The 26926-nt window shown below is 74.3% G+C and carries 23 protein-coding genes; 10 read left to right on the forward strand and 13 right to left on the reverse strand.

Features of this window, described 5'->3' with window-relative positions:
- Positions 1-270 precede the first annotated feature (270 nt).
- From EDD28_RS00850 to EDD28_RS00875, 6 genes are all read right to left on the reverse strand, one after another.
- Positions 271-1071, reverse strand: coding sequence for an ABC transporter permease (locus EDD28_RS00850; RefSeq protein WP_245968015.1), 801 nt, complete (start codon positions 1069-1071; stop codon positions 271-273).
- A gap of 77 nt (positions 1072-1148) precedes the next feature.
- On the reverse strand, positions 1149-2078 hold the full coding sequence (locus EDD28_RS00855; protein ID WP_342769914.1) for an ABC transporter permease: 930 nt from the start codon (positions 2076-2078) through the stop codon (positions 1149-1151).
- Complete coding sequence (locus EDD28_RS00860; RefSeq protein ID WP_123737907.1) at positions 2071-3006, reverse strand: ABC transporter ATP-binding protein; 936 nt, start codon at positions 3004-3006, stop codon at positions 2071-2073. Before EDD28_RS00860 ends, EDD28_RS00855 begins: the two co-directional genes overlap by 8 nt.
- 56 nt (positions 3007-3062) lie before the next feature.
- A complete protein-coding gene (locus tag EDD28_RS00865; RefSeq protein ID WP_123737908.1) occupies positions 3063-3854 on the reverse strand; it encodes a glucosamine-6-phosphate deaminase in 792 nt (263 codons plus the stop codon).
- A gap of 90 nt (positions 3855-3944) precedes the next feature.
- Complete coding sequence (locus EDD28_RS00870; RefSeq protein ID WP_123737909.1) at positions 3945-5150, reverse strand: N-acetylglucosamine-6-phosphate deacetylase; 1206 nt, start codon at positions 5148-5150, stop codon at positions 3945-3947.
- A gap of 9 nt (positions 5151-5159) precedes the next feature.
- Positions 5160-6533, reverse strand: a complete 1374-nt coding sequence (locus EDD28_RS00875) for a family 20 glycosylhydrolase (RefSeq protein ID WP_170169306.1) — start codon at positions 6531-6533, stop codon at positions 5160-5162.
- A gap of 136 nt (positions 6534-6669) precedes the next feature.
- Between EDD28_RS00875 and EDD28_RS00880 the strand changes: the two genes are divergently transcribed.
- Positions 6670-8001 (forward strand): DUF4921 family protein, encoded by a 1332-nt coding sequence (locus EDD28_RS00880; RefSeq protein WP_123737911.1) that lies wholly within the window; start codon positions 6670-6672, stop codon positions 7999-8001.
- A 90-nt stretch (positions 8002-8091) separates the two neighbouring features.
- Positions 8092-9102 (forward strand): NAD-dependent epimerase/dehydratase family protein, encoded by a 1011-nt coding sequence (locus EDD28_RS00885; protein WP_123737912.1) that lies wholly within the window; start codon positions 8092-8094, stop codon positions 9100-9102.
- On the opposite strand, the gene EDD28_RS00890 is transcribed toward EDD28_RS00885, so the two are convergent.
- The 5 genes from EDD28_RS00890 to EDD28_RS00910 form a co-directional block, all read right to left on the reverse strand.
- Positions 9099-9797: an alpha/beta fold hydrolase gene (locus tag EDD28_RS00890; protein ID WP_123737913.1), complete on the reverse strand. Its 699-nt coding sequence runs from the start codon at positions 9795-9797 to the stop codon at positions 9099-9101. The genes EDD28_RS00885 and EDD28_RS00890 overlap by 4 nt on opposite strands.
- 58 nt (positions 9798-9855) lie before the next feature.
- Entirely contained in the window at positions 9856-11031 is a 1176-nt protein-coding gene (locus EDD28_RS00895; protein ID WP_123737914.1) for a cysteine desulfurase family protein, read from the reverse strand.
- Positions 11032-11586: a cysteine hydrolase family protein gene (locus tag EDD28_RS00900; protein WP_123737915.1), complete on the reverse strand. Its 555-nt coding sequence runs from the start codon at positions 11584-11586 to the stop codon at positions 11032-11034. It lies immediately after the preceding gene.
- Positions 11587-11703: 117 nt separating this feature from the next.
- Positions 11704-12603, reverse strand: a complete 900-nt coding sequence (locus tag EDD28_RS00905; protein WP_123737916.1) for an electron transfer flavoprotein subunit alpha/FixB family protein — start codon at positions 12601-12603, stop codon at positions 11704-11706.
- Positions 12600-13427, reverse strand: a complete 828-nt coding sequence (locus EDD28_RS00910) for an electron transfer flavoprotein subunit beta/FixA family protein (RefSeq protein ID WP_123737917.1) — start codon at positions 13425-13427, stop codon at positions 12600-12602. The genes EDD28_RS00905 and EDD28_RS00910 overlap by 4 nt, the downstream gene beginning before the upstream one ends.
- Positions 13428-13492: 65 nt before the next feature.
- Here EDD28_RS00910 and glgX point away from each other — a divergent pair, with 65 nt between their 5' ends.
- The 3 genes from glgX to trpS all read left to right on the forward strand — a co-directional run bounded on the left by glgX (position 13493) and on the right by trpS (position 18343).
- Positions 13493-15847: a glycogen debranching protein GlgX gene (gene glgX / locus EDD28_RS00915; RefSeq protein ID WP_123737918.1), complete on the forward strand. Its 2355-nt coding sequence runs from the start codon at positions 13493-13495 to the stop codon at positions 15845-15847.
- A 19-nt stretch (positions 15848-15866) separates the two neighbouring features.
- Complete coding sequence (locus EDD28_RS00920) at positions 15867-17039, forward strand: hypothetical protein (RefSeq protein ID WP_123737919.1); 1173 nt, start codon at positions 15867-15869, stop codon at positions 17037-17039.
- A 173-nt stretch (positions 17040-17212) separates the two neighbouring features.
- Complete coding sequence (gene trpS, locus EDD28_RS00925) at positions 17213-18343, forward strand: tryptophan--tRNA ligase (protein ID WP_123737920.1); 1131 nt, start codon at positions 17213-17215, stop codon at positions 18341-18343.
- A gap of 5 nt (positions 18344-18348) precedes the next feature.
- On the opposite strand, the gene EDD28_RS00930 is transcribed toward trpS, so the two are convergent.
- A complete protein-coding gene (locus EDD28_RS00930; protein WP_123737921.1) occupies positions 18349-19092 on the reverse strand; it encodes a hypothetical protein in 744 nt (247 codons plus the stop codon).
- Positions 19093-19152: 60 nt separating this feature from the next.
- On the opposite strand from EDD28_RS00930, the gene EDD28_RS00935 reads away from it, so the two are divergent.
- The 5 genes from EDD28_RS00935 to EDD28_RS00955 all read left to right on the forward strand — a co-directional run bounded on the left by EDD28_RS00935 (position 19153) and on the right by EDD28_RS00955 (position 25892).
- Positions 19153-21363, forward strand: a complete 2211-nt coding sequence (locus EDD28_RS00935; protein ID WP_425469958.1) for a maltotransferase domain-containing protein — start codon at positions 19153-19155, stop codon at positions 21361-21363.
- A gap of 36 nt (positions 21364-21399) precedes the next feature.
- Entirely contained in the window at positions 21400-23025 is a 1626-nt protein-coding gene (locus EDD28_RS00940) for a maltokinase N-terminal cap-like domain-containing protein (protein ID WP_170169307.1), read from the forward strand.
- A gap of 1 nt (position 23026) precedes the next feature.
- Complete coding sequence (gene glgB / locus EDD28_RS00945; RefSeq protein WP_211339082.1) at positions 23027-25243, forward strand: 1,4-alpha-glucan branching protein GlgB; 2217 nt, start codon at positions 23027-23029, stop codon at positions 25241-25243.
- A 101-nt stretch (positions 25244-25344) separates the two neighbouring features.
- A complete protein-coding gene (locus EDD28_RS00950; protein ID WP_211339083.1) occupies positions 25345-25566 on the forward strand; it encodes a hypothetical protein in 222 nt (73 codons plus the stop codon).
- Entirely contained in the window at positions 25542-25892 is a 351-nt protein-coding gene (locus tag EDD28_RS00955; RefSeq protein ID WP_123737923.1) for a type II toxin-antitoxin system PemK/MazF family toxin, read from the forward strand. Before EDD28_RS00950 ends, EDD28_RS00955 begins: the two co-directional genes overlap by 25 nt.
- A gap of 24 nt (positions 25893-25916) precedes the next feature.
- Here EDD28_RS00955 and EDD28_RS00960 read toward each other — a convergent pair whose 3' ends face one another.
- Entirely contained in the window at positions 25917-26882 is a 966-nt protein-coding gene (locus EDD28_RS00960; protein WP_123737924.1) for a tetratricopeptide repeat protein, read from the reverse strand.
- Between the last annotated feature and the right edge of the window lie 44 nt (positions 26883-26926).

The raw sequence follows: 26926 nt of genomic DNA on the forward strand, positions 1-26926 counted from the left end.
CCCGGGGGCGGGTGCCCTCACGGCACAGCACACAGACGTCCCCCAGACGCTTCGACGGTACCCATGAGACGCATTGGGCCCGAAGGAGAGGCTTGATCCGGGTCAAGTTCGGTCTGGGGCGACCTGGGTGGTTTCCGTCGGCCGCCCGGGCGTGCCCGACCCGCGGGCAGGCGGACGGAGGCTGGTGGCCGCAGGCGGACGGGCGGCCGCCGACGGAGGCGGACGCGGACGCGGACGAGTGACGGGACCCCCGCGCCGGGCGGAGCCCGGTCAGTCCTGGAAGAGCGCGCGCAGCCGCTTGGTGGTGAAGAGCAGCCCGACCGCGATCATCACGACGTAGTAGCCGACGTGGACGAGCGTCATCGAGTCGGGCACGCCGAGCGTCAGCCCCCTGACCAGCTCGACGGCGTGCCACAGCGGCAGCACCTTGATGAGCCACTGGATCGCCTCGGGGTACACCGTGATCGGGTAGAACGTCGCCGAGAACAGGAACATCGGCAGCATGACGAACGTGATCCAGTCCATCTGCTGGAACGTCTTCATGTAGCTCGTGATCGCCATGCCGACGCTGGCGAAGCCGAACGCGATGAGCACGACCGCCGGCAGCGCCAGCACGGCGGTCCACGACCCGTTGAGACCCATCACCTGCATGACGATGAGGAAGCCGCCCGCGTACGCGACGCCGCGCAGCAGCGCGTAGGAGATCTCGCCCAGCGCGACGTCGAGCGGACCGAGCCGCGTCGTCAGCATCGTCTGGTAGAGCTTCGCGAACCGGAGCTTGAAGAACACGTTCCAGGTCGAGTCGTAGACCGCGCCGTTCATCGCCGAGACCGCCAGGAGCGCCGGCGCGATGAACGCGGCGTACGGGACGGACTGGCCGTTGGGGAGCGTGACGTCGCCGATGAACGTGCCGAGCCCGAGCCCCATCGCGAGCAGGTAGAACACCGGCTCGAAGAAGCCCGAGACCACGACGGCCCAGTTCGACGTCTTGGTGGCGAGCAGCCCGCGCAGCAGGACGATCCGGGCGTTGCCGGAGTAGATCGCGCGGAGCCAGCGCGGGCCGCCGCGCATCGGCGGCGGCGTGGCGCCGGCGGGCGCGACCGGGGCGGTCACGACGGTCGGCGCCGTCGTCCGCGTCGTCGGGTCGCTCATCGCAGCCGCCTCGTGAACACACGCCCGGCGACGTAGCCGGCGACGGCGGCGATGGCCACCAGCGCGAGCGCGTGCACCGCGAGCAGCCAGCCCGGCGTCGGGGCCCCGTACGTCGCCCACCGACCGAGCTGCGCCCCGTGCCACACCGGCGAGAGCCAGCCGATCGGGTGCAGCCAGACGGGCAGCGTGTCGAGGGGGTAGAACGTGCCGGAGAACAGGAACAGCGGCGTGAAGATGAACCGCTGGACGAGCGCGAACTGGCCCTTGTCCTCGCGGATGCTCGACGCGTACGCGAGCAGCGGCAGCCCGAAGGCGAGACCGGCGAGCAGCCCGGCGAGGATCGAGAGCATGCCGAGCCCGGGCTGCGGGACCGCGCCGAAGACGACCATGAGCGCGTAGTAGGCCACCGAGACGAACAGCATCCGGCCGACCACGGCGATGACGAGGCCGCTCACGATCTGCGGCGGGGACACCGGCGTCGCGGCGATGCCGAAGAACGTCTTGCGCCACTTGAACCCGCCCATGACGGGGTAGGTGAACTCCTCGGACGCCACCCCGATCGTCGCCGTGACGAGGAGCGCCGGCGCGACGAACGTCACGTAGCTCACGGGACCGGCCGCGCCGTCGGCGACGGAGACGGGGATGACCGCCGCCAGCCCGAGCCCGAGCCCGAGCAGGTAGAGCAGGGGTGAGCCGACGCCGCCGACGATGATCGTCCAGCCGTACGCCTTCATCGAGAGCAGGAAGGCCTCGGCGTTGTACCAGCCGCCGAGCCGGCGGGGCTTGCGGGCGCCAGCGAGCGCCGCCTCGCGGCGCTCGTCGAGGCTGGCGCCGACCGGGATGGCGTTGACGCGGATCGCCGCCGCGTCGGCGTAGCGGGAGGTGTTGACGGTGGCGACGCCGTCGGCGGGGGCCGACTCACTCAACGAGGGACCTCCCCGTCAGGCGCAGGAACACGTCCTCGAGGCTGGAGCGGCGCACGAGCGACGTCGTCGGACGCAGCCCGCGCTCGATGACGCGCTCCAGCGCGCTCTCGCCGTCGGCCGTGTAGACGAGCAGGCGGTCGGGCAGCACCTCGACGCGCTCGGCGAGCGCCCCGATCGCCGCCACGTCGTCGGCGACGGCGGCGTTGCGGTCGGAGCCGAACCGGACCTCGAGCACCTCGCGCGAGGAGTAGCGGCGGATCAGCTCGGCGGGCGACCCCTCGGCCATGATCGTGCCGTGGTCGACGACGATGAGGCGGTCGCAGAGCTGCTCGGCCTCGTCCATGTAGTGCGTCGTGATGACGAGCGTCGTCCCCTGCTCCTTGAGCCGGAACAGGCGGTCCCACAGCACGTGCCGCGCCTGCGGGTCGAGGCCCGTCGTCGGCTCGTCGAGCATGAAGATCTGCGGGGTGTTCATGAGACCGCGGGCGATCGTGAGGCGGCGCTTCATGCCGCCGGACAGGTCGTCGGCCTTGGCGCCGGCCTTCTCCTCGAGCTGCGCGAACGCGAGCAGCTCGTCGGCCCGCTGGCGACACACGGCCCGGGGCAGCCCGAAGAAGCGGCCGTAGATGACGAGGTTGTCGCGCGCGGTCAGCTCGGTGTCGAGGTTGTCCTCCTGCGGCACGACGCCGAGCTGCGAGCGGATCTCGGGTCCGTAGTCCTCGGGGTCGAGCCCGAGGACGCTGAGCTCACCGCTCGTGCGCCGGGAGACCGCGCTGATCATCCGCATGGTCGTCGACTTGCCCGCGCCGTTGGGGCCGAGCAGGCCGAAGGCCTCGCCAGCGGTGACCTCGAAGTCGATGCCATCGACGGCCGTGAAGTCGCCGTAGCGCTTCGTCAGGGAGCTGGCGGTGATCACGGGGGTCGGCACGTTGACCGAGGCTACCCTCCGGGACACGGCAGACGTCCAGCGCTTATCGCCGGCGGCTACCTGGACGACGCGGCGAGGTCGTCTCGGTGGTCCCAGGCGAACCGGTAGTACTCGGAGCCCGTCAGCCGGCTGGCCGCCGCCTCGTCGGCGACGACGAGCACGCTCGGGTGGAGCTGGATGATCGAGCCCGGCAGCACCGCCGAGACCGGGCCCTCGACGGCGCCGGCGAGCGCCTCGGCCTTGGCCTCGCCCCAGGCGAGCAGCACGAGGCGGCGCGCGCGCAGGATCGTGCCGAGGCCCTGCGTCACGCAGTGGACGGGGACGTCGTCGATCGAGCCGCCGAAGAACCGCGCGTTGTCCTCGCGGGTGTGCGGGTGGAGCGTCTTGATCCGGGTGAGCGAGGCGAGCGACGAGCCCGGCTCGTTGAACCCGACGTGGCCGTTGCGACCGATCCCGAGCACCTGGACGTCGACGCCGCCGGCGGCGAGGATCGCCCGCTCGTACGCGGCGCCGGCCGTCGTCGGGTCCTGCCCCGCCTCGAGCGGCACGTGGACGCGGGCGCGGTCCATGCCCAGGCGGTCGACGACCTCCCGGTCGATGACGCAGCGGTAGGACTCGGGGTGCCCGGGGGCGATGCCGACGTACTCGTCCAGCGCGAAGCCCGTCGTGCGGGAGAGGTCGAGGCCCTCCTCGCGCATGGCGGCGAGCGCGTCCCAGGTCGTCAGCGGCGTCGACCCGGTCGCGAGTCCCAGCACCGCCTCGGGGTTGCGGGTGACGATGGCGGCGATGTCGCGGGCGGCGACGGCACCGCCGGCGACGGCGTCGGGGACGATGGCGATCTCGGCCATGGGGCTTCCTTCCGAGTGGGGCTGGCGAGCTGGGTGGGAGGCGGTGAACGGAGGTCGTGGACGGCCGGCGGCGCCCGGGGCGTCGGCCGGCTAGTCGAGGCGCCGCCCCGCCGCCCAGACCTGGGTGACGGTGAGCGCGTCGTCGAGGAGCACGAGGTCGCCGGCGTGTCCGGGGGCGAGCCGGCCGAGCCACGACCCCTCCCCCAGAGCGTCGGCCGGCGCGCTGGTGAGGGCGGTCACGGCCTCGACGAGGGAGAGTCCGTCGGCCACCGCGCCGCGCAGCGCGACGTCGAGCGTGAGCGTCGACCCCGCGATCGTCTCCGTCCCGGCGACGAGCGCGACGCCGTCGCGCACCTCGACGTCGAGCGCGCCGAGCCGGTAGGAGCCGTCGCCCATCCCGGTGGCGGCCATCGCGTCCGTGATGAGCGCGACGCGGCCCGGCGCCGCGCGCAGGAGGACGAGGGCGGCGGCGGGGTGGACGTGGACGCCGTCGAGCACGAGCTCGAGCGTGACGCGCGGATCCTCCAGCGCGGCGGCGACCGGGCCGGGAGCTCGGTGCAGCAGCGGGCTCATCGCGTTGAACGCGTGGGTGAGCAGGGTGGCGCCGGCGTCGAAGGCGGCCCGCGCGCCGGCGTAGTCGACCTCGGTGTGCCCGACGGCGACCCGGACGCCGGCCGCGACGAACCGGCGCACCGCGTCGAGGCCGCCGGGCAGCTCGGGGGCGAGCGTCACCTGGCGCATCGTGCCGCGGGCCGCCTCGACGAGGGCGTCGACGTCGGCGGGGGTCGGCGCGCGCAGGGCCGCCGGGTCGTGCGCGCCCTTGCGCCCGTGCGCGAGGAAGGGACCCTCGGCGTGCGAGCCCAGCACGAGCTGGTCCCGCTCGGTGAGGTCGGCGAGGCCCGCGAGCGTCCGGGCCAGCTCCGGGATCGGGGCGGAGACCGCCGAGAGCACCATCCGCGTCGTGCCGTGCGCGCGGTGGACCGCGAGCGCCGCGGCGAGGGCGTCCGCGCCGTCCTCGGCGCTCACCCCGCCGCCGCCGTGGCTGTGGATGTCGATGAAGCCCGGCGTCAGGTAGGCGCCACCGCAGTCGACGACGACGTCGGCGCCCGCCGCGTCGGACCCGCCGCCGTCACCGGCCCGCGGGGTCGGGGCGGGGGCGGCGCCCTGTCCGACGGCCTCGATCCGATCGCCCCGCAGGCGCAGCCAGCCGCGCCGCTCGCCCGTCGCGTCGACCAGGCGCGCGTCGGTGAAGGTGGTGGTCGCGCCTGCCGTGCCGGTCGCCCTGCTCGTCGCCATGGTCTAGGACTACCAGTCGACCTCGGTCGAACGCGTGAACGGCAGGCCGCGGCGTTGCCAGTCGCGCCCGAGCTCCGCCAGCCGCGGGGCGATGTCCTCGATCCGGCGGGGCGTGTGCGGCGCCGGCGACCAGGCCAGCTCGGCGACGGCGGCCAGCCGGGGCAGCATGAGCTCGAGCAGCTCCTCCCGCGTCCCGAGGTACTCCGTCCACAGTGCGGCCTCGACGCCGAGGATCGCGTCGTCGGGCACGTCGGGCAGGACGGCGGACGGCTCCCACTCGTAGGACGCGCGCAGCGGCGTCGGACCGGCGGCCCAGGCCACGCCCGGCAGCCCCTCGGCCTCGCGGTGGTCGAGGTACACGGCGTCGGACGGCGAGAGGATGAGCCGGCCGCCCTGGCGCGGGAACCCGCCGGCGCAGTCGGCGTGGTCGATCCCGAACCGGTCCTCGCTCGCCGTGCGCGGCCGGACGAAGTTCCAGTACTGGCCGACGGCCCCGGCCGGGATGGCATCGCTGCGGCCCGCCTCGTGCCAGGCGACGGGTGTCTTGCCCGTCGCCGCGACGATCGCGAACGCGCGCTCGAGGAACGTGAGGAAGTCCCGCTCGGTCATCTCGAGCGCCTCGTCGCCGCCGAGGTGGAGGTAGGGCCCGTCGGTGTCGGCCGCGAGCTGGGACACCACCTCGGTCCAGAACCGGTAGGTCTCCTCGTTGGCGGCGTCGAGCTGGGAGAACCCGACCTCGGCGCCCTCGTACGGGACCGGGGTCACCCCGTCGACGGCCAGCTCGGGGTAGGAGACGAGCACGGCGTTCGTGTGACCGGGGACGTCGATCTCCGGAACGACCGTGATCGCGAGCGAGGCCGCGTGGTCCTGGATCCGCCGGTAGTCCTCGCGCGTGAGGTAGCCGCCGCCGTCCGGGCCGGCGCCGCCCTGGCACTGCGTCGACGCGCCGATGCCCGTGAGCTCCGGCCGACCGTCGATGGCCAGGCGCCAGCCCTGGTCGTCGCTGAGGTGGAGGTGGAGGTGGTTGAGCTTGAGCTCCGCCATGAGGTCGAGGATCTCGCAGATCGTCCGGGGCGGGTGGAAGTGCCGCGCGACGTCGAGCATGAACCCGCGATAGGCGAACCGGGGTCCGTCGACGATCCGGACGGCGGGGTAGCGCCCGTCGTCCGCGGCGAGCGCGAGCTGCGCGAGCGTGGCGCGGGCTCGGAGCATGCCCGCGTCGTCGCCCGCGCGGACGAGGACGGCGTCCGCCGCGGTGGTGAGCTCGTAGCACTCGGCCCCGATGGCGGGGTCGAGCTCGACGACGACGTCGCCGGCGACGGGGGCACCCGGGGCGTCCGCGACGCGCGTGAGATGACGGGGGGCTGGGACGAGCGGCAGCACTGGCACTCCGAGGGATCGAGTTCTCTAGAAAGAAACCTTACTAAAATGCAGCCTAGCAAATCGTTGCGAGGTTGTGACCCCCGTGGCACCCCCTCGTGGCCGGAGGCATCCCGCGGTCGCTGAGACGATGGAAACCATGGCCCAACCACTCGTCCGCCTCTCCGACGGCACCGTTCTCCAGGTTGGCCCCCTCACCGGAACCCAGGTCTGGACCATCCCCGGCCGCTCCCACCGCCCCCTGCCCCGCGAGGTGCGGGCCGGGCGCGAGCTGGAGCCCGGCGAGGAGAACCGGCTCTGCCAGTTCTGCCCCGACCGCTACCTGGAGACCACGCCCGAGAAGACCCGGCTCGTCGTCGACGACCACCGTCCCGACGGCGCCGCCCCCTCGGCCGGCGCCCGGATCGAGCGTCACCGGCTCGCCTCGTCCCTGCACGACGACGAGGCGGCCGTGCGCCGCTTCGGCAACCTCTTCGAGATCGTCTCCACGGCCTCGTGGCGGGTCAACCACGGGTTCATCCCGCCGGCCGACGTCGTCGCCTGGGCCGCCGACTACCTCGCCGACCCGGTCGGGCGCGGGCACGTGATCGGGCTGCTGGCCTACCGGGAGGCGTCCGGCGGACCGGTCGCGCCCGTCGCGGGCGACGAGCGCGCGCTGCTGGAGGCGACCGTCGACCTGCTCGCCGGGTCGCACGACGTCGTCGTCCCGCGACGCCACGTCGTGGCGGGGGCCACCACCTCGGACCAGCTCGCGTCGTCGGGATCGATGACGCCGGACGAGCACGCGGACTTCATCCGGTGCACGATCGACGCGCTCGCCGACCTGTACCGCAGCCAGCCGGCGGCACGGTACGTCGCCGTGTTCCAGAACTGGCTGGCGCCGGCCGGGGCCAGCGTCGAGCACCTGCACAAGCAGCTCGTCGCGATCGACTCCTACGGCCCGCAGGTGCAGCGCGAGGCCTCGCTCGCCCTGGCCGATCCCGAGCTGTACCAGCACGCCGTGCTCGACCTCGCGCGCCGGGAGGGGCTGATCGTCGCGGCGAACGACCACGCCGTCGCGATCGCGGGCATCGGGCACCGCTACCCGAGCATCGAGCTGTACTCGACGTCGCCGCGGCACCGGCCGTGGGCCCAGACGCCGGAGGAGGTGCGCGGCATGTCCGACCTGCTCCACGCCATGCACGCCGCGACGGGCACCGCGGTGCCGACGAACGAGGAGTGGCACCACCGCCCGCCGGACGTCCAGGCGCCGATGCCCTGGCGGATCGTGCTCAAGTGGCGCCTCCACGTGCCGGCCGGGTTCGAGGGCGGGACCAAGATCTACGTCAACACCATCGACCCGTGGACCGTCCGCGAGCGCGTGGTCGCGGCGCTGCACGAGCTGCGGGAGGCGGGGACGATCGCTCCGCTGCGGATCGCCGAGGAGGTCCGCGGCCGGGACGTGCGGCTGCCGGTCGTGACCGACGGCTGAGCCCGCCGTCGCGGGGACCGGGCCCGTCGTCCCGCGACGAGGACGACCGTCCGCGCACCGAGAGCGACCGACGTCTGCGAGGCTTGAGCCATGCGCATCGTCGTGGTGGGAGCCACCGGGAACATCGGGACCGCGCTGCTGCGCGCGGTCACCGCACGTCACACCGTCACGAGCGTCGACGCGGTCTCGCGCCGGGGCGCCGGGCGGCTGATCGTCGAGGGCGTCCCCGTGCGGCAGCACCAGCTCGACCTCGCGACGCCCGAGGGGTCGTCGGACCGGCAGGCGTTCGCCGCCCTCGCCGCCGGGGCCGACGCCGTCGTGCACCTCGCGTGGGCGCACGAGCGCTCGGCGGCACGGGAGACCGAGGCCAACGCCCTGCTCTCCTCGGCCGTGCTGCACGGCGCGGTCGGGGCGGCGCAGCTCGTGGTGGTCTCGTGCGCGAGCGTCTACGCCCCCTCCTACGGCCTCGCACCGCGCGCCGAGGACTGGCCGACCACGGGCGTGCCCGACTCCTCGGTCTCCGCCGACCGCGTCGGCCTCGAGTCGATGGTCGAGCGGTTCGCCGCGGCACACCCCGACGTCGTCGCCAGCGTCGTCCGCCCGACGATCACGCTCCAGGAGTCGGCCGGGGCCGAGCTCGTGCGCCGGTACGTCGGGCCGCTGCTGCCGCGCGTCGGGCTGGGACGGTCCTACCCGCTCCTGCTGTGGCCCGAGGGTCTGCGGCTGCAGGTCGCGCACGCGGACGACGTGGCCGCCGCCCTGCTCGCCGTGATCGAGCGCCGGGCACCCGGCCCGTACAACGTCGCGAGCCCGCAGGTGCTGGACGGCGCGGCGGTCGCCGAGGCGCTCGGGGCGACGCGGCTCGTCGAGGTCCCGCGGAACGTCGCCGGTGGCGTGCACACGGCCGCGTGGTGGGCGCACGCCGTCCGCGCTCGCCCGGAGTGGCTCGGGACCCTGCTCGCGCAGCCGGTGCTCGACTGCTCGCGAGCCCGCGACCTGCTCGGCGTCGTCCCCGTCTGGGACGGTGCCGACGTGCTGCGGGCCGCGGCCCGGGGCGTGGCCCAGCGCCGCGAGGGCTGGACGCCGCCGCTGTCCCGCTAGCGCGGCCCGTCCTCGCGCGCGAGGTGTCGGGAGAGGAACGGGTTGAGCACCGCCGACAGCGCGGCCGGCCGCTCGACGTGCACCCGATGACCGGCGCCCGCGACGATGCCGAGCGTCGCCGACGGGATCGACTCCGCGATCAGCCGCGCGGCGGCGAGGTTGGCCCGGTCCCTCGATCCGCACACCACCAGGGTCGGCGCCGCGATCGCGCGCAGCTCGGGGGTGAGGTCGACGTCCCGCACGCCGCGCAGGACCGCGAGCATCCGCGCCTTGCTCGCACCGCCCGAGGTCACCAGCCGCTCGGGCAGCACCCGCACGACGGCGAGCTGGGCGGCCATGAGGCGGCGGGGCGGCCGCACCTGTCCGGCCACCAGCGTGAGGGAACGGACCCGCCCCGGGGCGGAGGCCGCGAGCCGCAGGGCGATCATCGCGCCGAGCGACAGGCCGCACAGGTGGACCCGGTCGAGGCCGCGGCGGTCGAGGTCGTCCGCGACCAGGTCGGCCGCGCGGGCGAGGTCGAACGCGGCGGGGGCACCGGCCTCCCCGCCGCCGGCGGACTCGTCATCGGCCGTGAGGCCCGGGATGCCGAGCGGCACGCCGACGAGGCCTCCCGGCAGCGCGGTGATCTGGTGGGACCAGTCGTCCGGCCGGTCGCCGAGGCCGTGGAGGAAGACGACGGTCTCGGCGGCGCTCATGCGCTCGATCCTCTCATCGGGCGGACGACGACGGCCCGCCGAACGCCCGCCTCGGGTCTCAGCGACCGCGGCCGACCACGCGGGCGCGCTCGACCGCCTCGGGGAGCACCGCGAGCAGCTCCGCGACGTCGTCGCGCGTCGTCGTGCGGCCGAGGGTGAGCCGCAGCACCGACCGGGCCGTGCGCTCGTCCTCCCCCATCGCGAGCATGACCTCGCTCGGCTGCGTGACGCCGGCCTCGCACGCGGATCCCGCCGAGGCCTGGACGCCGGCGGCGTCGAGGAGGAACAGCAGGGCGTCGACGTCGGCACCGGGCAGCACGAGGTGGGTGAACCCGGGCAGCCGGGGAACGGCGGCGCCGCTCACCCGAACGTCGGGGATCCGCGCGCGCACCTCGGCCTCCAGCTCCTCGCGCAGCGCCGCCAGGCGCGCTCCCTCGGCCACCCGGGACGCGACGGCGTGCTCGACGGCGACCGCGAGCGCCGCCGCGAGCGCGACGGGGACGGTGCCCGACCGCACGCCGCGCTCCTGTCCCCCGCCGTGCTGCACCCGGGCGAGCGGCGTGGTTCGCTGCGCGAGCAGGGCTCCGATCCCGACCGGGGCGCCGAGCTTGTGGCCGGACAGCGAGAGCGCGTCGAGGTCGCTCGCGGCGAAGTCGACCGGGGCGCTGGCGAGCGCCTGGACCGCGTCGGAGTGGACGAGCACCCGCGTGCCCGCCGCCTCGCGGACGAGCCGGACGACGTCCTCGACCGGTTGCACCACCCCCGTCTCGTTGTTGGCCGCCATGACGCTGACGACCGCGAGCCCGTCCGCCTCGGCGGCCAGCAGGCCCGCGAGCGCGTCGAGGTCGAGCACGCCGTCGCCGGTGACGGGCAGGACGCGTCGGCGGGCGCCGTGCCGGGAGGCCAGCCCGTCCGCCGCGTCGCGCACCGCCGGGTGCTCGATCGCGGACAGGGCAACGACGTCGCGCGCCGGGTCCGCCTCGCGCGCCGCGAGGAACCCGCCCACGACGGCGAGCGTGTCCGCCTCGCAGCCGCCCGAGGTGAGGACGACCTCCGTCGGCTCGGCCCCGAGCGCGGCCGCGATCCGCTCGCGCGACGTCTCGAGGCTGGCCCGCGCCGCGCGGCCGGCCGCGTGCAGCGAGCTCGGGTTGCCGAGGCGGCCCGCCTCGCGCGCGAACGCCTCGACCGCCTCCGGCAGCGGGGCGGTCGTCGCCGCGTGGTCGAGGTAGGTCACTCAGCCATCGAACACGACCTCGCCGGCCTCCACCACCGCGGCCCGGCGACCGGGCGCGCCCTGGAACTGCCAGTACAGGTTGGTGTGCGCGATGACGTCGGCGACGGGCGGGGCGCCCCAGGCCGACTTGTCCCCCGCCGTGTGCGCGTCGCCGACCAGCGTCACGTCGTACCCGCGCGTGAACGCGCCGTGGATGGTCGACCGGATGCAGGCGTCGGTCTCCGCGCCGGTCACGACGAGGTGGTCGACGCCGGCGGCCGCGAGCACGTCCTCCAGGTCCGTGGCCTCGAAGGAGTCGCCGTAGTGCTTCTGCACGACGGGCTCGCCCTCGCCGGGAACGAGCTCGGGAACGATCCGCCACTCCTCGCTGCCCTCGGCCATCCCCTCGTCGGAGTGCTGCACCCAGACGACGGGCGTCCCCGCGGCGCGCGCCCGGTCCACCAGGTCGCCGATCCGCGCCACGACCTCGTCGCGCCGGTGGGCGCCACCGACCACGTCGTTCTGGACGTCGACGACGAGCAGCGCCGTCCCGTCCCGGTTCTCGAAGGTGCTCATGGGGTGTCCTCTCGCCGGGAGCCGGGGTGTCCGACTCGTTCCACGAGCGTACGAACGAGCACCGACATCCACGCGCGGCGGCGCGAGCCGACGTGCGATCGAGCCGGCGCGCCCGGGTCAGCGCCCGCGGCGCTCGCGGACCAGCTCGGCTGCCTCCGTCAGGATCGCGGCGGCGTCACCGACCACCGCGAGATCCGCGACCTCCATGATCGGCGCCTCCGGGTCGAGGTTGACCGCGACGATCGTCTCGGCCGCGCGCATCCCCAGCATGTGGTGCGGCGCGCCGGAGAGGCCGGCCCCGACGTAGAGCCGCGGGGCGATCATCGTCCCGGTCTGGCCCACCATGGCCTCGGGTCCGATCCACTCCTCCTCGACGATGTCGCGGGTCGCCCCCACCGCTCCGCCGAGCGCGTCGGCGAGCGCGCGCACGGGCGTCAGGTCGCCCTCCAGCCCGCGTCCGCCCGCCACGACGACGGCCGCGCTGGCCAGCGCGACGCCCTCGACGTCGTGGGCGTCGATCGAGACCGGCTCGACGTCCCGGCCGATCGCCGCACCCTCGCCGGCCGCGGCGCGCACGTCGGCCTCCGCCGCCTCGAACTCCTCGACCGTGAGCCACCCGACGTCGGGCACGGGGCCGTCCCACGCCGCGGGACGCGCGAGGACGACGACCGGCCCGGCGACGGAGCACGTGACGTCCCACGTGCCGCCGAGCTCGCGCTTCTCGCCGACGAGGACGTCCCCGTCCCGGCGGACGCGCAGGACGTCGGCGAGGATGCCGGCGTCGAGGTCGTGGGCGACGTAGGCGGCGACCTCCGCGGCCCGGCGCGAGGACTCGAGCACGATGCGGGTGGCGCCGACGCGCCGCGCGCAGGCGACCAGGAGCCGCGCCAGGGCGCGCGGGGTGCCGCCGAAGGCCGCGACACCGCGCAGCTCGGCCCCCCCGGCGGCATCGGCGGCCAGGTGCACGAGGTCGTCGCTGCCCCCGCGGGAGGCGACGAGCAGAACGGGAGAGCTCACGAGCCCACCTCCAGGAGTCCACGATCGGCAAGGAAGTCGACGATGGCGCGCGCCCCGTCGCTGGTGACGACGACCGGCGCCGGCCGCTCGGGCCGCGGTGCGGCGGTGACGACGACGGCGCGGGCCCCCGCGAGGCCCACCTCGCCGGGGGCCAGCCCCAGGTCGGCGGCGGCCAGGACCCGCACCTGCGCCTTGCGCGCCGCGAGCATCGTCTGGAAGCTCGGCACGCGCAGGCTCGCGACCGTGTCCTCGACGGACACGACCGCCGGCAGGTCGGCGGCGATCGTCTCGTGTCCGACCTCGGTCTCGCGGACGACGACGACACGGGCGGCCGACGCCTCCTCCCCCGGGGTCACCTCGACCGACTCGGCGAACGCGAGCGCCGGCCAGCCGAGCTCGGCGGCGACCAGCGTGGGGACGACCGCCCCGAGCCCGTCGAGCGCCGTCATGCCGGCGACGACCAGACCGACGCCGTCGCCGGACTCCGCGCCCTCCGCGTCGAGCAGCCGGACGGCCGCGGCCAGGGCGCGGGCCGTGCCGCGCACGTCGGAGCCGGCCAGGGCGTCGTCGTGCAGGTGGACGGCCTGCGCCGCGCCGACCTGGAGCGCCTTGCGCACCACGGCCTCGGCGCTCGCCGGCCCCATCGTCACGGCCGTGACGCTCCCACCGAGCGCGTCGGCCGCGCGCAGGGCGACCTCGAGCGCCGCCTCGTCGATCTCGCTCAGCACGGCGGCGGCCGGCACGCGTTCGAGGAGGCCGTCGGGCCGCAGCCGACGGTCCGAGACGATGTCCGGCACCTGCTTCAGAAGGACGATGACACGCATCCCCCTAGCCTGCCACGTGGAACGTTCAACGCTTGGGCGCCGCGTGGTGGAACAATGACGCTGCCATGACTGTCTCAGCCCATCCCACGAGCTCCCCGGTCGGCGTCGTCGAGGACGCCGACCACGACGACCCGACGACCCCGCACGACGCCGGTGCTCCCGACGGCTCGGTGGCCGCGGTGACGCCGGCCCAGCTCGCCGACCTGCCCGCGCGCTCGCTCGGTCGCCTCGGCGTGCACGTCCTCGGCGACGGCATCGACGTCGTCGTGGCCGCGGCCCAGGCGGTCGCGGTCGACCTGTGCCTGATCGACGGCACGCGGGAGCACCCGGCGGAGCGCCGGATCGGCCTGCAGAAGGCGCGACACGGGCTATGGCACGCGCACGTGCCCGGCGTCGGGGCGGGCCAGCGCTACGGGTTCCGCGTCCACGGCGCCTGGCAGCCGTCCGACGGCCTGTTCCACAACCCGGCCAAGCTCCTGCTCGACCCCTACGCGCGGGGCGTCGACGGCGCCGTCGAGCTCGCCCCGGAGACGTTCGGTCACCACGTGACCGACATCCGCTCGACGCACCACGGCCTCGAGACGGCCGACCCGCGCGACTCCTCGCCGTTCGTCGCCTGGGGCACGGTGCTGCCGCCCGCCGACCCCGCGACGACCGCGCGACGCCTCGAGCTGCGTCCGCGCACGCCGTGGATCCACACCGTCCTCTACGAGCTGCACGTGCGCGGCTTCACCCTCCTGCGCGAGGACCTCCCGGAGGAGCTGCGCGGGACCTACGCCGGCCTCGCGCACCCGAACGTCATCGAGCACCTGCGCGGGCTCGGCGTCACGGCCGTCGAGCTGCTGCCGATCCACGTGGCGGCGACGGAGCACGCGATCGCCGCCCGCGGCCTGCCGAACTACTGGGGCTACTCGACGCTCGGTTTCTTCGCCCCCGAGCCCCGGTACGCGACGCGCGCGTCCCGCGAGGCCGGTCCGGCCGCCGTCGAGGCCGAGGTCAAGGCCATGGTCGACGCGCTGCACGAGGCGGGCATCGAGGTCGTCCTCGACGTCGTCTACAACCACACGTGCGAGGGCGGGATGGACGGGCCACTGCTGTCGCTGCGGGGACTCGACAACACCGGTTACTACCTGCACGACGGCGGCCACCAGGCGCGCTACGCCGACGTCACCGGCACCGGCAACTCGCTCGACTTCCGGCGCCAGCGCGTCGTGCAGCTCACGCTGGACTCGCTGCGGCACTGGGCGGGCGAGATCGGCGTCGACGGGTTCCGGTTCGACCTGGCCGTGACGCTCGGCCGCCGCGCCGGCGAGTTCGAGCCCGACCACCCGTTCCTCGTGGCGCTCGCCTCCGACCCCGTGCTCGCCGACGTCAAGCTCGCGGTCGAGCCGTGGGACGTCGGCCCCTCCGGGTGGCGGACCGGCCAGTTCGCGCCGCCCGTCCACGAGTGGAACGACCGCTTCCGCGACGCGGTACGCCGGTTCTGGCTCGCCGACGCGCGCGCGCAGGCCGCCGGCGAGCACGGCGCCCCGCACGACTGCCGCGACCTGGCGACCCGGCTGTCCGGATCGGCCGACATGTTCCAGCGGTTCGACCGCGGCCCGACCGCGAGCGTCAACTACGTCACGGCGCACGACGGGTTCACGCTCGCCGACCTCACGCGCTACGACCACAAGCACAACGAGGCCAACCTCGAGGACAGCCGCGACGGCTCCGACAACAACCTCTCGTGGAACCACGGCGTCGAGGGCGAGATCGAGGCGGGCTCGCCCGCGGCGGACATCCGCCCGATCCGGCGCCGCTCGATGCGCAACGTGCTCGGGACGCTGCTCGTCTCCTCCGGCACGCCGCTCCTCACGGCCGGGGACGAGTTCGGCCGGACGCAGCGGGGCAACAACAACGCCTACTGCCAGGACTCCCCGATCTCCTGGGTCGACTGGGACCTGGAGCCGGCGCAGCTCGACCTGCTCGCCACGAGCAGCTACCTGCTGCGGCTGCGCCGGGAGAACCCGGCGATGCGACCGGGCCGGTTCGCCTACGGCCGGCCGCGCTCGAACGACCCGTTCGTCGACCTCGCCTGGTTCTCGGACGACGGCGAGCCGATGGAGGGCGGCGCCTGGCACAACCCCTACCGGCGCGTCCTGCAGATGCGGCGGGCCGGCGGCGCGTCGGCGCACCCGCGGTCGATGATGCGCCACGAGGCGGCCGACGCGCGCGACCTGCTCGTCGTCGTCAACGGTGCGCTCAACGAGGTCGACGTCACGCTCGCCCCCGGCCGCACGCCGCGCTGGGAGCTGGTCTGGGACTCGGTGTGGGAGTCCCCGGACGAGCGCGAGCAGATCAACGGCGGCGCGCGCGCCGAGCCGGGCGACATCGCGACGGTGGAGCCGCTCAGCCTGCGGCTGTACCTGTCGAGCTGAGGTCGGGGACGAGGGACCGATGGGCGACGACGAGGCGGCCGCCGTCCGGGGCACCACCGCGGGCACCGCGCGCGACCTCGCCCGGGACGTGGCCCGCGAGCGCCGCGACTGCGAGCGCTACCTGCGGCGGCAGGGGCTGCCGTCGCTCGTCGAGGAGCACTCCGTCGGCCGCGACGTGTGGGGACGCTCCTCGCCGTTCCTGCTCGGCGTCCTCATCCTCGAGCTGCTCACCTGGTTCGACACCGAGTGGGCGTGGTGGCAGAACCTGCTCGCGCTCGTGGCGCCGTTCGCGATCGTCGGGGCGGCCTGGGTCGGGCTCAACCGCCTGCGCGGTCGACCGTGGAGCACGCTGCCGCAGCGGGTCGGCGTGCCGGAGCTCGCCTTCTTCGTGCTCGCGCCGGCGCTCGTGCCGATCGTCATGGGCGTGGCGTGGCGGGAGTCGATCGGCGTCGTCGTGGTCAACCTGCTGCTCCTCGGGATCGTGCGCGTCGTCGTCGGCCTCGGCATCGCGACGACGCTGTGGTGGGGAACCGCGCGGGTCGGCGCCGAGCTCGGCGACTCGCTGCGCCGGCTCGTCCGGCTGCTCCCGCTCGTCGTCATCTTCTCGATCGTGCTGTTCTTCAACGCCGACGTGTGGCAGGTGTTCGACGCCGTGGCGCCGCAGGCGAACTACGCGCTCGGCGCTTTCTTCCTCCTCGTCATCACCGTGCTCACGACGGCCGGGGCGCGGCGCGAGACCCGGGTCATCCTCGCGGAGGCGGGTCGCGGCCTGCCCGAGGAGGCCACGACGTTCAGCCCGCGACAGCTGCGCAACGTCGTCGCGACCGTCGCGATGTCCCAGCTCCTCCAGGTGCTGCTCGTCAGCGTCCTCACGGGCGCGTTCTTCGTCGTCGTCGGGACGCTCGCGATCACGCCCGAGGTGCGCGAGGTCTGGCAGGTGGGCGGCGGGAACCTCTGGGAGCCGCTCGCGTTCCTCGGCGCCGACCTCGTGATCGACCAGACGCTCCTGCGGGTCTCCGTCGCGCTCGCGACGTTCAGCGGGCTCTACTACGCGATGAACGTCCAGGTCGACGCCGTCTACCGGACCGAGCTGGTCGAGGACCTCAGCGACCGGCTGCGGCGCGTGCTCGAGGTCCGGGCGCGCTACCTCGCGCTGCCCTCGCCCGAGCCCGCGCCCGAGCCGCGCGCCTGATCCGGCGATCGGCGTATGCTCCCACCGTGACCAGCGCGACGTTCCAGTCCCGCGGCTGGTGGCTGCCCTGACGGCGGCCACCCCACACCCATCACCCGGGCCGCCCTCGTGGCGGCCCTCGTCATTTCCCGGCGACGTCCGACCGCGAGCGCGGCCGCACGAAGGAGCCCGGCATGACCAGCACCACCGCGACCAGCACGACCACCCCCGCCTCGGGCGACGTTCCGGGCGGCGTTCCCGGCGAGACGCCCGACGATGCGCGCTCGCTCGACCGCGCCCGCGAGCGCTCCGCCGAGCTGGCCGATCTCGTCCGCACGGCCCCGCACCGGCTGCGCATGCTCACCGGCGACCGCCCGACGGGACGCCTCCACCTCGGCCACCACCTCGCGACGCTGCGCGGCCGCCTCGCGCTGCAGGAGGCCGGCGTCGAGACGTTCGTCGTCGTCGCCGACTACCAGGTCATCACCGACCGTGACGCGCCGGGTCCGCTGCGCGAGCGCGTGCTCGACGTCGTGACCGACCAGCTCGCGCTCGGCCTCGACCCCGAGCGGACGACCTTCTTCGCCCACTCCCAGGTGCCAGAGCTCAACGAGCTCGTCGTGCCGTTCCTCTCCCTCGTCACCGACGCCGAGCTGCGCCGCAACCCGACCGTCAAGGCGGAGCACGCGGCCTCCGGTGGCCGCCAGCTCTCGGGGCTGCTGCTCACCTACCCGGTCCACCAGGCGGCGGACATCGTGTTCTGCGGGGCCAACGTCGTGCCCGTCGGCAAGGACCAGCTCCCGCACCTGGAGGTCGCCCGGCTCATCGTGCGGCGCTTCACCGAGCGCTACGGCGACGCCGGCCTGGTGCCGCCGGACGCCCTGCTCACCGACGCCGTGACGGTCCTCGGCACCGACGGGCAGAAGATGAGCAAGTCACGCGGGAACACGATCGATCTCGCGATGACGGCCGACGAGACCGCTCGCGTCCTGCGCCGCGCCGTCACGGACTCCGAGCGGCGGATCACCTACGAGCCCGAGCGCCGACCCGAGGTCGCGAACCTCCTGCTCGTCGGCGCGATGTGCTCGGGTCGGACGCCGGCGGACCTGGCGGAGGAGATCGGCGACGGCGGCGCCGGCGCGCTCAAGGCCTACGTCACGGACGCGGTCAACGCCGAGCTGGCCGGGCTGCGCGCGCGGCGTGCCGAGCTGACGCGCGACCCGGGCGCCGTGCTGGCGGCGCTGCGAGCCGGGACGGATCGGGCCCGCGCGGTCGCCGCCGCCACGCTCGCCCGGGTCCACCGGGCGCTCGGGATGACGTACTGACGGCCTCAGGCGGGCCAGCCGGGAATCTCTCCCAGCAGGTCAGCTCGCTCGACGGCGATCCCACCCCACTCCGGCGTCAGGAGCGGGGCGAGGAGGGCTGCGGGACCGCCGATCTCCGTGCGCCGACCGTCGATCTCGCTGTGCCACAGCCAGCCCCCGGCGGCCGGCCCGGACCCACCAGCAGGGTCGGCGGGGAACACGATCGTCGGGCTGAAGCCGTCGAGCGTCCCGACATCGGCGCGCAGGCGGCCCGCCGTCGTCGTCCAGGTGTAGTGGTCGCGGTGCGGCAGGTGCAGCGTCGTCGCCGGTGGGCGCGGCGGCCTGCTCGCCGCCCACTCCGCCTCGATCCGGCGCCGCTCGGCCTCCAGCTGCTGCGGCGTGAGCTCGTCCCCGGCGCCGAAGGAGATGCCGAGGCTGGCGCCGCCCACCGTCCCGTCCGGCTCGCGGAACATCCCGCCGAACCCCTCCCAGATCGCGCAGTGCAGCACGCGGTCGGTGCCCGGACCCGTGAGCCCGAGCACGGCCAGCAGCCGGTCGAGCTGGTCGCGGCCGTCGGGGCGGGCGTCGTCGTGCGTCTGGACGAGCGAGCAGCCGTTGTTCTCCGGGTCGCGCGAGTTCGGGACGCTGACGTGGGCCTCGAACCCCGCCGGCACGAGACAGCCGACCGTCCCGAACTCGCCGAGCAGCGGCTCGAGCCAGCCCCAGGCGGCATCGGTCTCGGCGGGGGTGTCCCATCGGATCGTGGTCATGACCAGGACGCTACCCGGACGAAGTGTGACCTGGGCCTCACCTGCGGCTAGGTTCGTCCCGTGACGAAGAAGCCCGCCCCCCCGCGTCCCGCCACCCCTCGCCCGGCCGGCGCACCGCCGGCCACCGCCGAGCCGGCAGCCCCGGCCGCCGTGCCGGCCGCCGTGCCGAGCGCGGCCGTCACGGCCGGCGCACCGCCGGCGGCTCCCGCGCCGAGCGATGCGGTTCCGGCGAGCGCCGCGCAGCCGGTCCCGCTGCCGACGCCGCCCGTCCCGATCGGCCGGATCCCCGTCGTCGACGTCGCACCGACGATCGAGAACGGCCGGTGGGCGACGAAGGCCGTGGTCGGCGAGGTCGTGCCGATCCGGGCGACCGTCTTCCGGGAGGGCCACGACGCGGTCAATGCCTCGCTCGTCCTCACCCGGCCCGACGGGACGACCGCCTCCCGGACCACGATGACCTGCGTCAACCCCGGCCTCAACGCGTGGGTCGGCGAGCTCGTGCCGGATGCCGAGGGCGAGTGGACGTTCCACGTCGAGGGCTGGTCCGACCCCTGGGGCACCTGGCGGCACGACGCCGAGATCAAGGTGTCCGCCGGCATCGACGCCGAGCTCATGCTGCTCGAGGGCGCCCTCCTGCTCGACCGCGCCGCGGCCGAGGCGGGCGCCGCCGACCGCGCCGAGGCCGTGGACGTCTTCACCGCGACCGCCGCGACGCTGCGCGACACCGAGCGGCCCCCGCTCACGCGACTCGGTGCCGCCCTCGCCCCGCAGGTGACCCGGCTGCTCGCGCGGGACCCGCTGCGCGACGCCGTGTCCCCCTCGGCCGCCTACCCGCTGCGCGTGGACCGCACGCTCGCGCTCGCCGGCGCCTGGTACGAGTTCTTCCCGCGCAGCGCCGGGGCGTGGCAGGACCCCACGTCCGGCCGGTGGCGCTCGGGCACGCTCCGGACGGCGACCCAGGAGCTCGACCGGATCGCCTCGATGGGCTTCGACGTCGTCTACCTCACCCCGATCCACCCGATCGGCACGACCAACCGCAAGGGGCCGAACAACTCCCTCACGGCCGGCCCGCACGACCCCGGCTCGCCCTACGGCATCGGCTCCCCCGACGGCGGTCACGACGCGATCCACCCCGACCTCGGCGACTTCGACGACTTCGACGCGTTCGTCGCGCGGGCCCGCGAGCTCGACCTCGAGGTGGCGATCGACATCGCGCTCCAGGCCTCCCCCGACCACCCCTGGGTCACCGAGCACCCCGAGTGGTTCACGACGCGGGCCGACGGGACGATCGCCTACGCCGAGAACCCGCCGAAGAAGTACCAGGACATCTACCCGCTCAACTTCGACAACGACCCCGAGGGGATCTACGTCGCGATCCGGGACATGCTCCAGAAGTGGATCGACCACGGCGTCACGGCCTTCCGCGTCGACAACCCGCACACGAAGCCGCTGAGCTTCTGGGAGCGGCTGCTCACGGAGATCCGCGCGTCCCACCCCGAGGTCATCTTCCTGTCGGAGGCCTTCACCAAGCCGGCGATGATGCGCATGCTGGGCGCGGTCGGGTTCCACCAGTCCTACACCTACTTCACCTGGCGCATCGCCAAGCACGACGTCCTCGACTACCTCCGCGAGGTGGCGGGAGACTCCGCGAGCTACATGCGCCCGAGCTTCTGGCCGACGACCCACGACATCCTCACGCCGAACATGCAGCAGGGGGGCGTCGCGATCTTCGCGATCCGCGCCGTCCTCGCCGCGCTCGGCGCCCCGACGTACGGCATCTACTCCGGCTACGAGCTGGTCGAGAACGTGCCGCGACCGGGCGTCGAGGAGCAGATCGACAACGAGAAGTACCAGTACGTCGCGCGCGACTGGCGCCGGGGAGACAGCCTGGGGATCGCCCGGCTCCTCGGGATCCTCAACGACGTCCGTCACCGCCACCCGGCGCTCCAGCAGCTGCGCAACCTCACGGTCCACGGGACGAGCGACGACCAGACGATCTGCTTCTCCCGCCACCTCGACGGCCGGTACACGCCCGACGGCCGGCCGGACACCGTCCTCGTCGTCCTCACGCTCGACCCGTGGGCGACCCGCGAGGGCACGGTGCACCTCGACCTCGCCGCGCTCGGCCTCACCGGCCGGGACGAGGCGTCCGGCACGTTCCGCGTGCGGGACGAGCTCTCCGGCGAGTCGTTCGTGTGGGGCCGGGAGAACTACGTGCGGCTGGACCCGCGGCACGCCGTCGCGCACGTGCTCGTCGTCGAGCGCGACTGAGCCGGACCCGACGCACGAGGCGATCAGGAGACGTCGATGGCCGAGATCCACCGCACCACCCTCGAGCCGACCAAGCTCGAGCTGCTCACCGGCTGGCTGCCGACCCGCCGGTGGTACGCCGGCAAGAGCGGGTCGGGTGAGCCCGTCACCCCCGAGCTGCGCCACGTCGGCGGGTACCGGCTCGACGACCCGTCCGGCGAGGTCGGCATCGAGGTGCTGCTCGTCGAGGACTCCTCGGGACCGGCGCCGGTGCTCTACCAGGTGCCGCTCACCTATCGGGGCTCGGCCCTCGAGGGCGAGGCGGCCGACCTGGTCGGGACGACCCAGCACGGCGTGCTCGGCACGCGCTGGGTCTACGACGGCACCGCCGACCCGGCGTTCGCCGGTGCGTTCGTCGACCTGCTCGTCGGTCGCGCGCGGGCGCAGCACCGTCGGCTGAGCGACACCGAGGAGCCGCACGTCACGGCGACGGCCCTCGGCCCGGCGCGGCACATCCACCTCGCGTCGCACGAGGTGCTGACGGGCGAGCAGTCGAACACCTCGCTGCTGTGCCGCCTCGTCGACTCCGACGGCACCGAGCTGGCTCCGATCATGGTCAAGGTCTTCCGCGTCCTCTCGCCGGGGGAGAACCCCGACGTCGTGCTGCCGGCGGCGCTGTCCGCCGCGGGCAGCCCGAACGTGCCGCTCGTGTTCGGCTACGTCGCATCGACGGGGCTGCCGGGGGTGATCGAGGAGGCCGCCGAGCCGGTCGACGACGGGACCGGCGACGACGCGGGGCCCGCCGGCGGAGGCGCGACGGACGAGCCCGTCTACCACCTCGCGTTCGCCCAGGAGCTGCTCACGCCGGCCGAGGACGCACGCCGGGTGGCCGTCCGGCTCGCGGCCGCTGGCGTCTCCTTCGCCGAGGAGGCCGGCGAGCTCGGCCTCGCGACGGCGGGGATCCACCGCACGCTCGCGGCGACCACGGGCACCCGGCCGCCGTCGGCCGACGACCGGTTCCGGATCGTCGCCGAGCTTCGCTCCCGCGCCGCCACCGCCCTGGCGGAGGTGCCGGGGCTCGGCGACCGGGAGGACGTCGCGGCCGAGGTGTCCTCGACGCTCGACGCGGTCGCTGCCCTGCCGGCCGAGCGCTGGCCCGACCTGCAGCGCATCCACGGCGACTACCACCTGGGCCAGGTGCTCCGCTCCGCCTCCGGCACGTGGGCCGTCATCGACTTCGAGGGCGAGCCGCTGCGGCCGCTGAGCGAGCGCGTGCTGCCCGACCTCCCGCTGCGGGACGTGGCCGGGATGCTGCGCTCGTTCGACTACGCGGGCGGCTCGGCCCGGGTCGACGGCGCCGATCCCGAGGCGGTGCGCACGTGGGTCGCCGAGGCGCAGGAGGCCTTCCTCGCCGGGTACGCCGAGGGCCTGCGGACCGACCCCGGCGCGGGCGCGGGTGACGTCGCCGATCACGATGCCGACGACGGCGGCGAGCTGCTGCGCGCCCTCCTGCTGGACAAGGCGCTGTACGAGGCGGTGTACGAGTCACGCAACCGACCCGACTGGCTGTCCATCCCGCTGACGGCGATCGACCACCTGCTGGACGGGCCCGACCGCGGGGGCGAGACCCACCACAATGGGGACACGGACGACGACGTCCCCACCACCGACGAGCGGAGCTGACATGGCAACCCCGGCCCCCATCGACCACTCGATCCTCGGCCCCGTCGCCCGCGGCGAGTACGCGCTCCCCCACGACGTGCTCGGCGCCCACGTCTCCGGTGACACGGTGACCATCCGCACGCGACGGCCGCTCGCCGACGCCGTGACCTTCGTCGTCGCGGGCCAGGACGCCGAGCCGACCCGGGTCCCGGCGGAGCACGAGGTGGACGGCATCTGGGTCGCCGCCATCCCCGCGACCGCCGGGGGCGCGCCCGACTACCGCGTCGAGGCCCGGTACGGCCCCGAGACGATCACGGTCGACGACCCCTACCGGTTCCTGCCGACGCTCGGCGAGGTCGACCTCCACCTCATCGGCGAGGGTCGGCACGAGCGGCTCTGGGACGTGCTCGGGTCGCACCTGCGCACCTACCCGTCCGTGCTCGGCGAGGTGCACGGCGCCTCCTTCGCCGTGTGGGCGCCGAACGCGGTGTCCGTGCGCGTCAAGGGCGACTTCAACGACTGGGACGGGCGCGGGTACGCCATGCGCTCCCTCGGGTCCAGCGGCGTGTGGGAGCTGTTCGTCCCCGGCGTCGAGATCGGCGCCCGCTACAAGTACGAGATCAACACGCGCGACGGGCGCTGGATCGAGAAGGCCGACCCGATGGCGCGGGCCAGCGAGGTTCCGCCGCTGACGGCCTCCGTCGTGACCGACACGCACTACGAGTGGCACGACGAGGCGTGGCTCGACCGGCGCGCGGCGACCGACCCGCACACCTCGTCGATGTCGATCTACGAGGTGCACCTCGGGTCGTGGAAGAAGGGGCTGTCCTACCGCGAGGCGGCCGAGCAGCTCGTCGAGTACGTCACCTGGCTCGGGTTCACCCACGTGGAGCTCATGCCGCTCGCCGAGCACCCGTTCGGCGGGTCGTGGGGCTACCAGGTCACCTCCTACTACGCGCCGTCCGCGCGGTTCGGCGTGCCGGACGACCTGCGCTACCTGATCGACCGGCTCCACCAGGCCGGGATCGGCGTCATCCTCGACTGGGTGCCGGCGCACTTCCCGAAGGACTCGTTCGCGCTCGCCGAGTTCGACGGGACGCACCTGTACGAGCACCCGGACCCGCGGCGCGGGGAGCAGAAGGACTGGGGGACGTACGTCTTCAACTTCGGCCGGACCGAGGTGCGCAACTTCCTCGTCGCGAACGCCGCGTACTGGCTCGAGGAGTTCCACGTCGACGGCCTGCGCGTCGACGCCGTCGCCTCGATGCTCTACCTCGACTACTCGCGCAACCCCGGCGAGTGGGAGCCGAACCAGTACGGCGGCCGGGAGAACCTCGAGGCGATCGCGCTCCTGCAGGAGGCGAACGCCGTCGCCTACCGCGTGGCGCCGGGTGCCGTCATGATCGCCGAGGAGTCGACCTCCTTCCCCGGCGTCACGACGCCGACCGACGCCGGCGGCCTCGGGTTCGGCCTCAAGTGGAACATGGGCTGGATGAACGACACCCTCCGCTACCTCGGGGAGGACCCGGTCAACCGGCGCTACCACCACGGCGAGCTGACGTTCTCGCTCGTCTACGCGTTCTCCGAGCAGTTCCTCCTGCCGCTCTCGCACGACGAGGTCGTGCACGGGAAGGGCTCGCTGCTGGCGAAGATGCCGGGCGACCACCGGACGAAGCTCGCCGGCGTGCGCGGGCTGCTCGCGTACCAGTGGTCGCACCCGGGCAAGAAGCTGCTGTTCATGGGTCAGGAGTTCGCCCAGGGCGCCGAGTGGAACGAGGAGCGCGGCCTCGACTGGTGGCACCTCGACGACCCGGGGCACCGCGGCGTCGCCGAGCTGCTGCGCCGGCTCAACACGCTGTACCGGGAGCACCCGGCGCTGTGGGCCGACGACTTCACGCCGGGCGGGTTCCAGTGGCTCGACGCGAACGACGGCGACCGCAACGTGCTCGCCTACTTCCGCACGGACGCGGCCGTGGCCGGGGTGCCGCTGTCCGAGGCGGACGTCGTGGTGTGCGTCCAGAGCTTCTCGGGCATGACGCACGAGGACTACCGCGTCGCGCTGCCGTTCGGCGGCCGGTGGCGCGAGGTGCTGAACACGGACGCGTCCGAGTACGGCGGCTACGACGTCGGCAACCTCGGGATGGTCGAGGCACGGGACGAGCCGTACCACGGGCGCTCGCACTCGGCGGTCATCCGGGTCCCCGCCCTCGGCGCGATCTGGCTGACGCCCGAGCGGTAGGCCGCCTCCGTCGAGCGTGGGTGGGGCACCCGCGCCGGGCGTCGAGCACGGGTGAGGTACCGATGCTTGCCGTCAGGACCGACGAGAGTCATACTCTTGGTATGACTGTGACGACGATCAAGGTGGACGTCCAGCTCCGCGACCGGCTCAAGGCTCAGGCCCAGCGGCACGGCCGGACGCTGGGTGAGCATCTCGTCACGCTCGCCGAGGACGAGGAGCGTCGGGACCGCTTCGCGTCGGTCAGGCGAGCGATGCTCGCGCATCCCGCCGACGCGGCGTACGAGGCCGAGACGCGCTCGTGGCTGAACGACGCGTGGAGCTGAGTCCCGGCGAGGTGTGGTGGGCACGCCCGGATCCCGCCGTCGGCCGGGAACAGGCAGGGCGACGTCCGGTCCTCATCGTCTCCGGGGGGCTCTACCTCGACACCGTGACGACGCTGGCACTGGCCGTCCCGCTCACCTCGACCGATCGACAGTGGCCGAATCACGTGCGGCTCGACGGTCTCGACGCGCTCCACCACCCGACCTTCGCGATGACGGAGCAGGTTCGCACGATCAGCCGCGGCCGACTGCTCACGCGGATCGGCGTCATCGGTCCAGCTGACCTGTCCGCCGTCCGCGGGTGGATCGTCGACTACCTTCTCGACTGAGCGAGCGAGGAGACCGGCGGCGGGTCAGAACAGGGCGAGCGCCAGCTCGCGGCGGGCGCGCTTCACGTCCTCCGACGCGGGGTCCTCGAGCTCGAACAGCTCGACCAGGCGCTTGCGCGCGGTCTCGCGGTCCTCCCCCGAGGTCGCCCTGATGACGGCGATGAGCCGGGCGAAGGCGGCACCGGGGCGGCGGGCGGCCAGCTCGACGTCGGCGGCCAGCAGGTTGGCCGGGACGTCGCCCGGCCCGGCCGCGTCGGCGGCGGTCAGCACGGCGAGGGCGTCCTCGACCCCGTCGATCCGGCTCATGAGCGCGACCTGGGCGATGCCGGCCTTGGCGTCGAGATCGGCCGGGTTCTCGTTGAGAGCCTTCTGGTAGGCGGCCGTCGCGGCGTCCCAGTCACCGGCCTCGATGGCCTCGTACGCCGCCTGGTGCAGCGGGGGCAGCTCGGGAAGATCCTCCTCGTCCTCCCCCGGCGCCGGGGCGGCGGGGGCCTCGCCCGTCGCGGCGTTGCCGGTCACCCCGGCCTCGGCGGCGGCCGCGAGGAGCTGCTCGAGCACCTGCGCCACCTGCTCGGGCGACGGCGAGCCCTGGAACAGCGGGAGCGGCTGCCCCTGGATGACGGCCACCGCGCACGGCACCGCCTGGATGCCGAACGCCTGGGCGATCTGCGGCTGGGCGTCGGCGTCGACGCGGGCGAGCCGGAACCGGCCCTGGTAGGCGATCGCTGCCCGTTCGAGGACGGGCGTCATCTGCTCGCCGGTCGCCGATCGGGACGCCCCGATCGCCACGATGACCGGGACCTGCGCCGAGGACTCGATGACCTCCTGGAAGTTCTCCGGCGTGAGGTCGACGATGACGCCGGGCGCCGCCTGGGACGCCGCGGCGGCCGAGGCCGCCGCCGCCCGCTCCTGCGCCGGGGTCGGCTTCTGGAGCATCGAGAGGTCGACCGCCCCGCGGATGTCGAGACCGGACGGGTTGGGCTGGTTCATGGTGACTCCAAACGAACGAACTGGTGACGAGCCGGCGACGGTGG

This window comes from Salana multivorans (assembly GCF_003751805.1).
Lineage (GTDB): Bacteria > Actinomycetota > Actinomycetes > Actinomycetales > Beutenbergiaceae > Salana > Salana multivorans.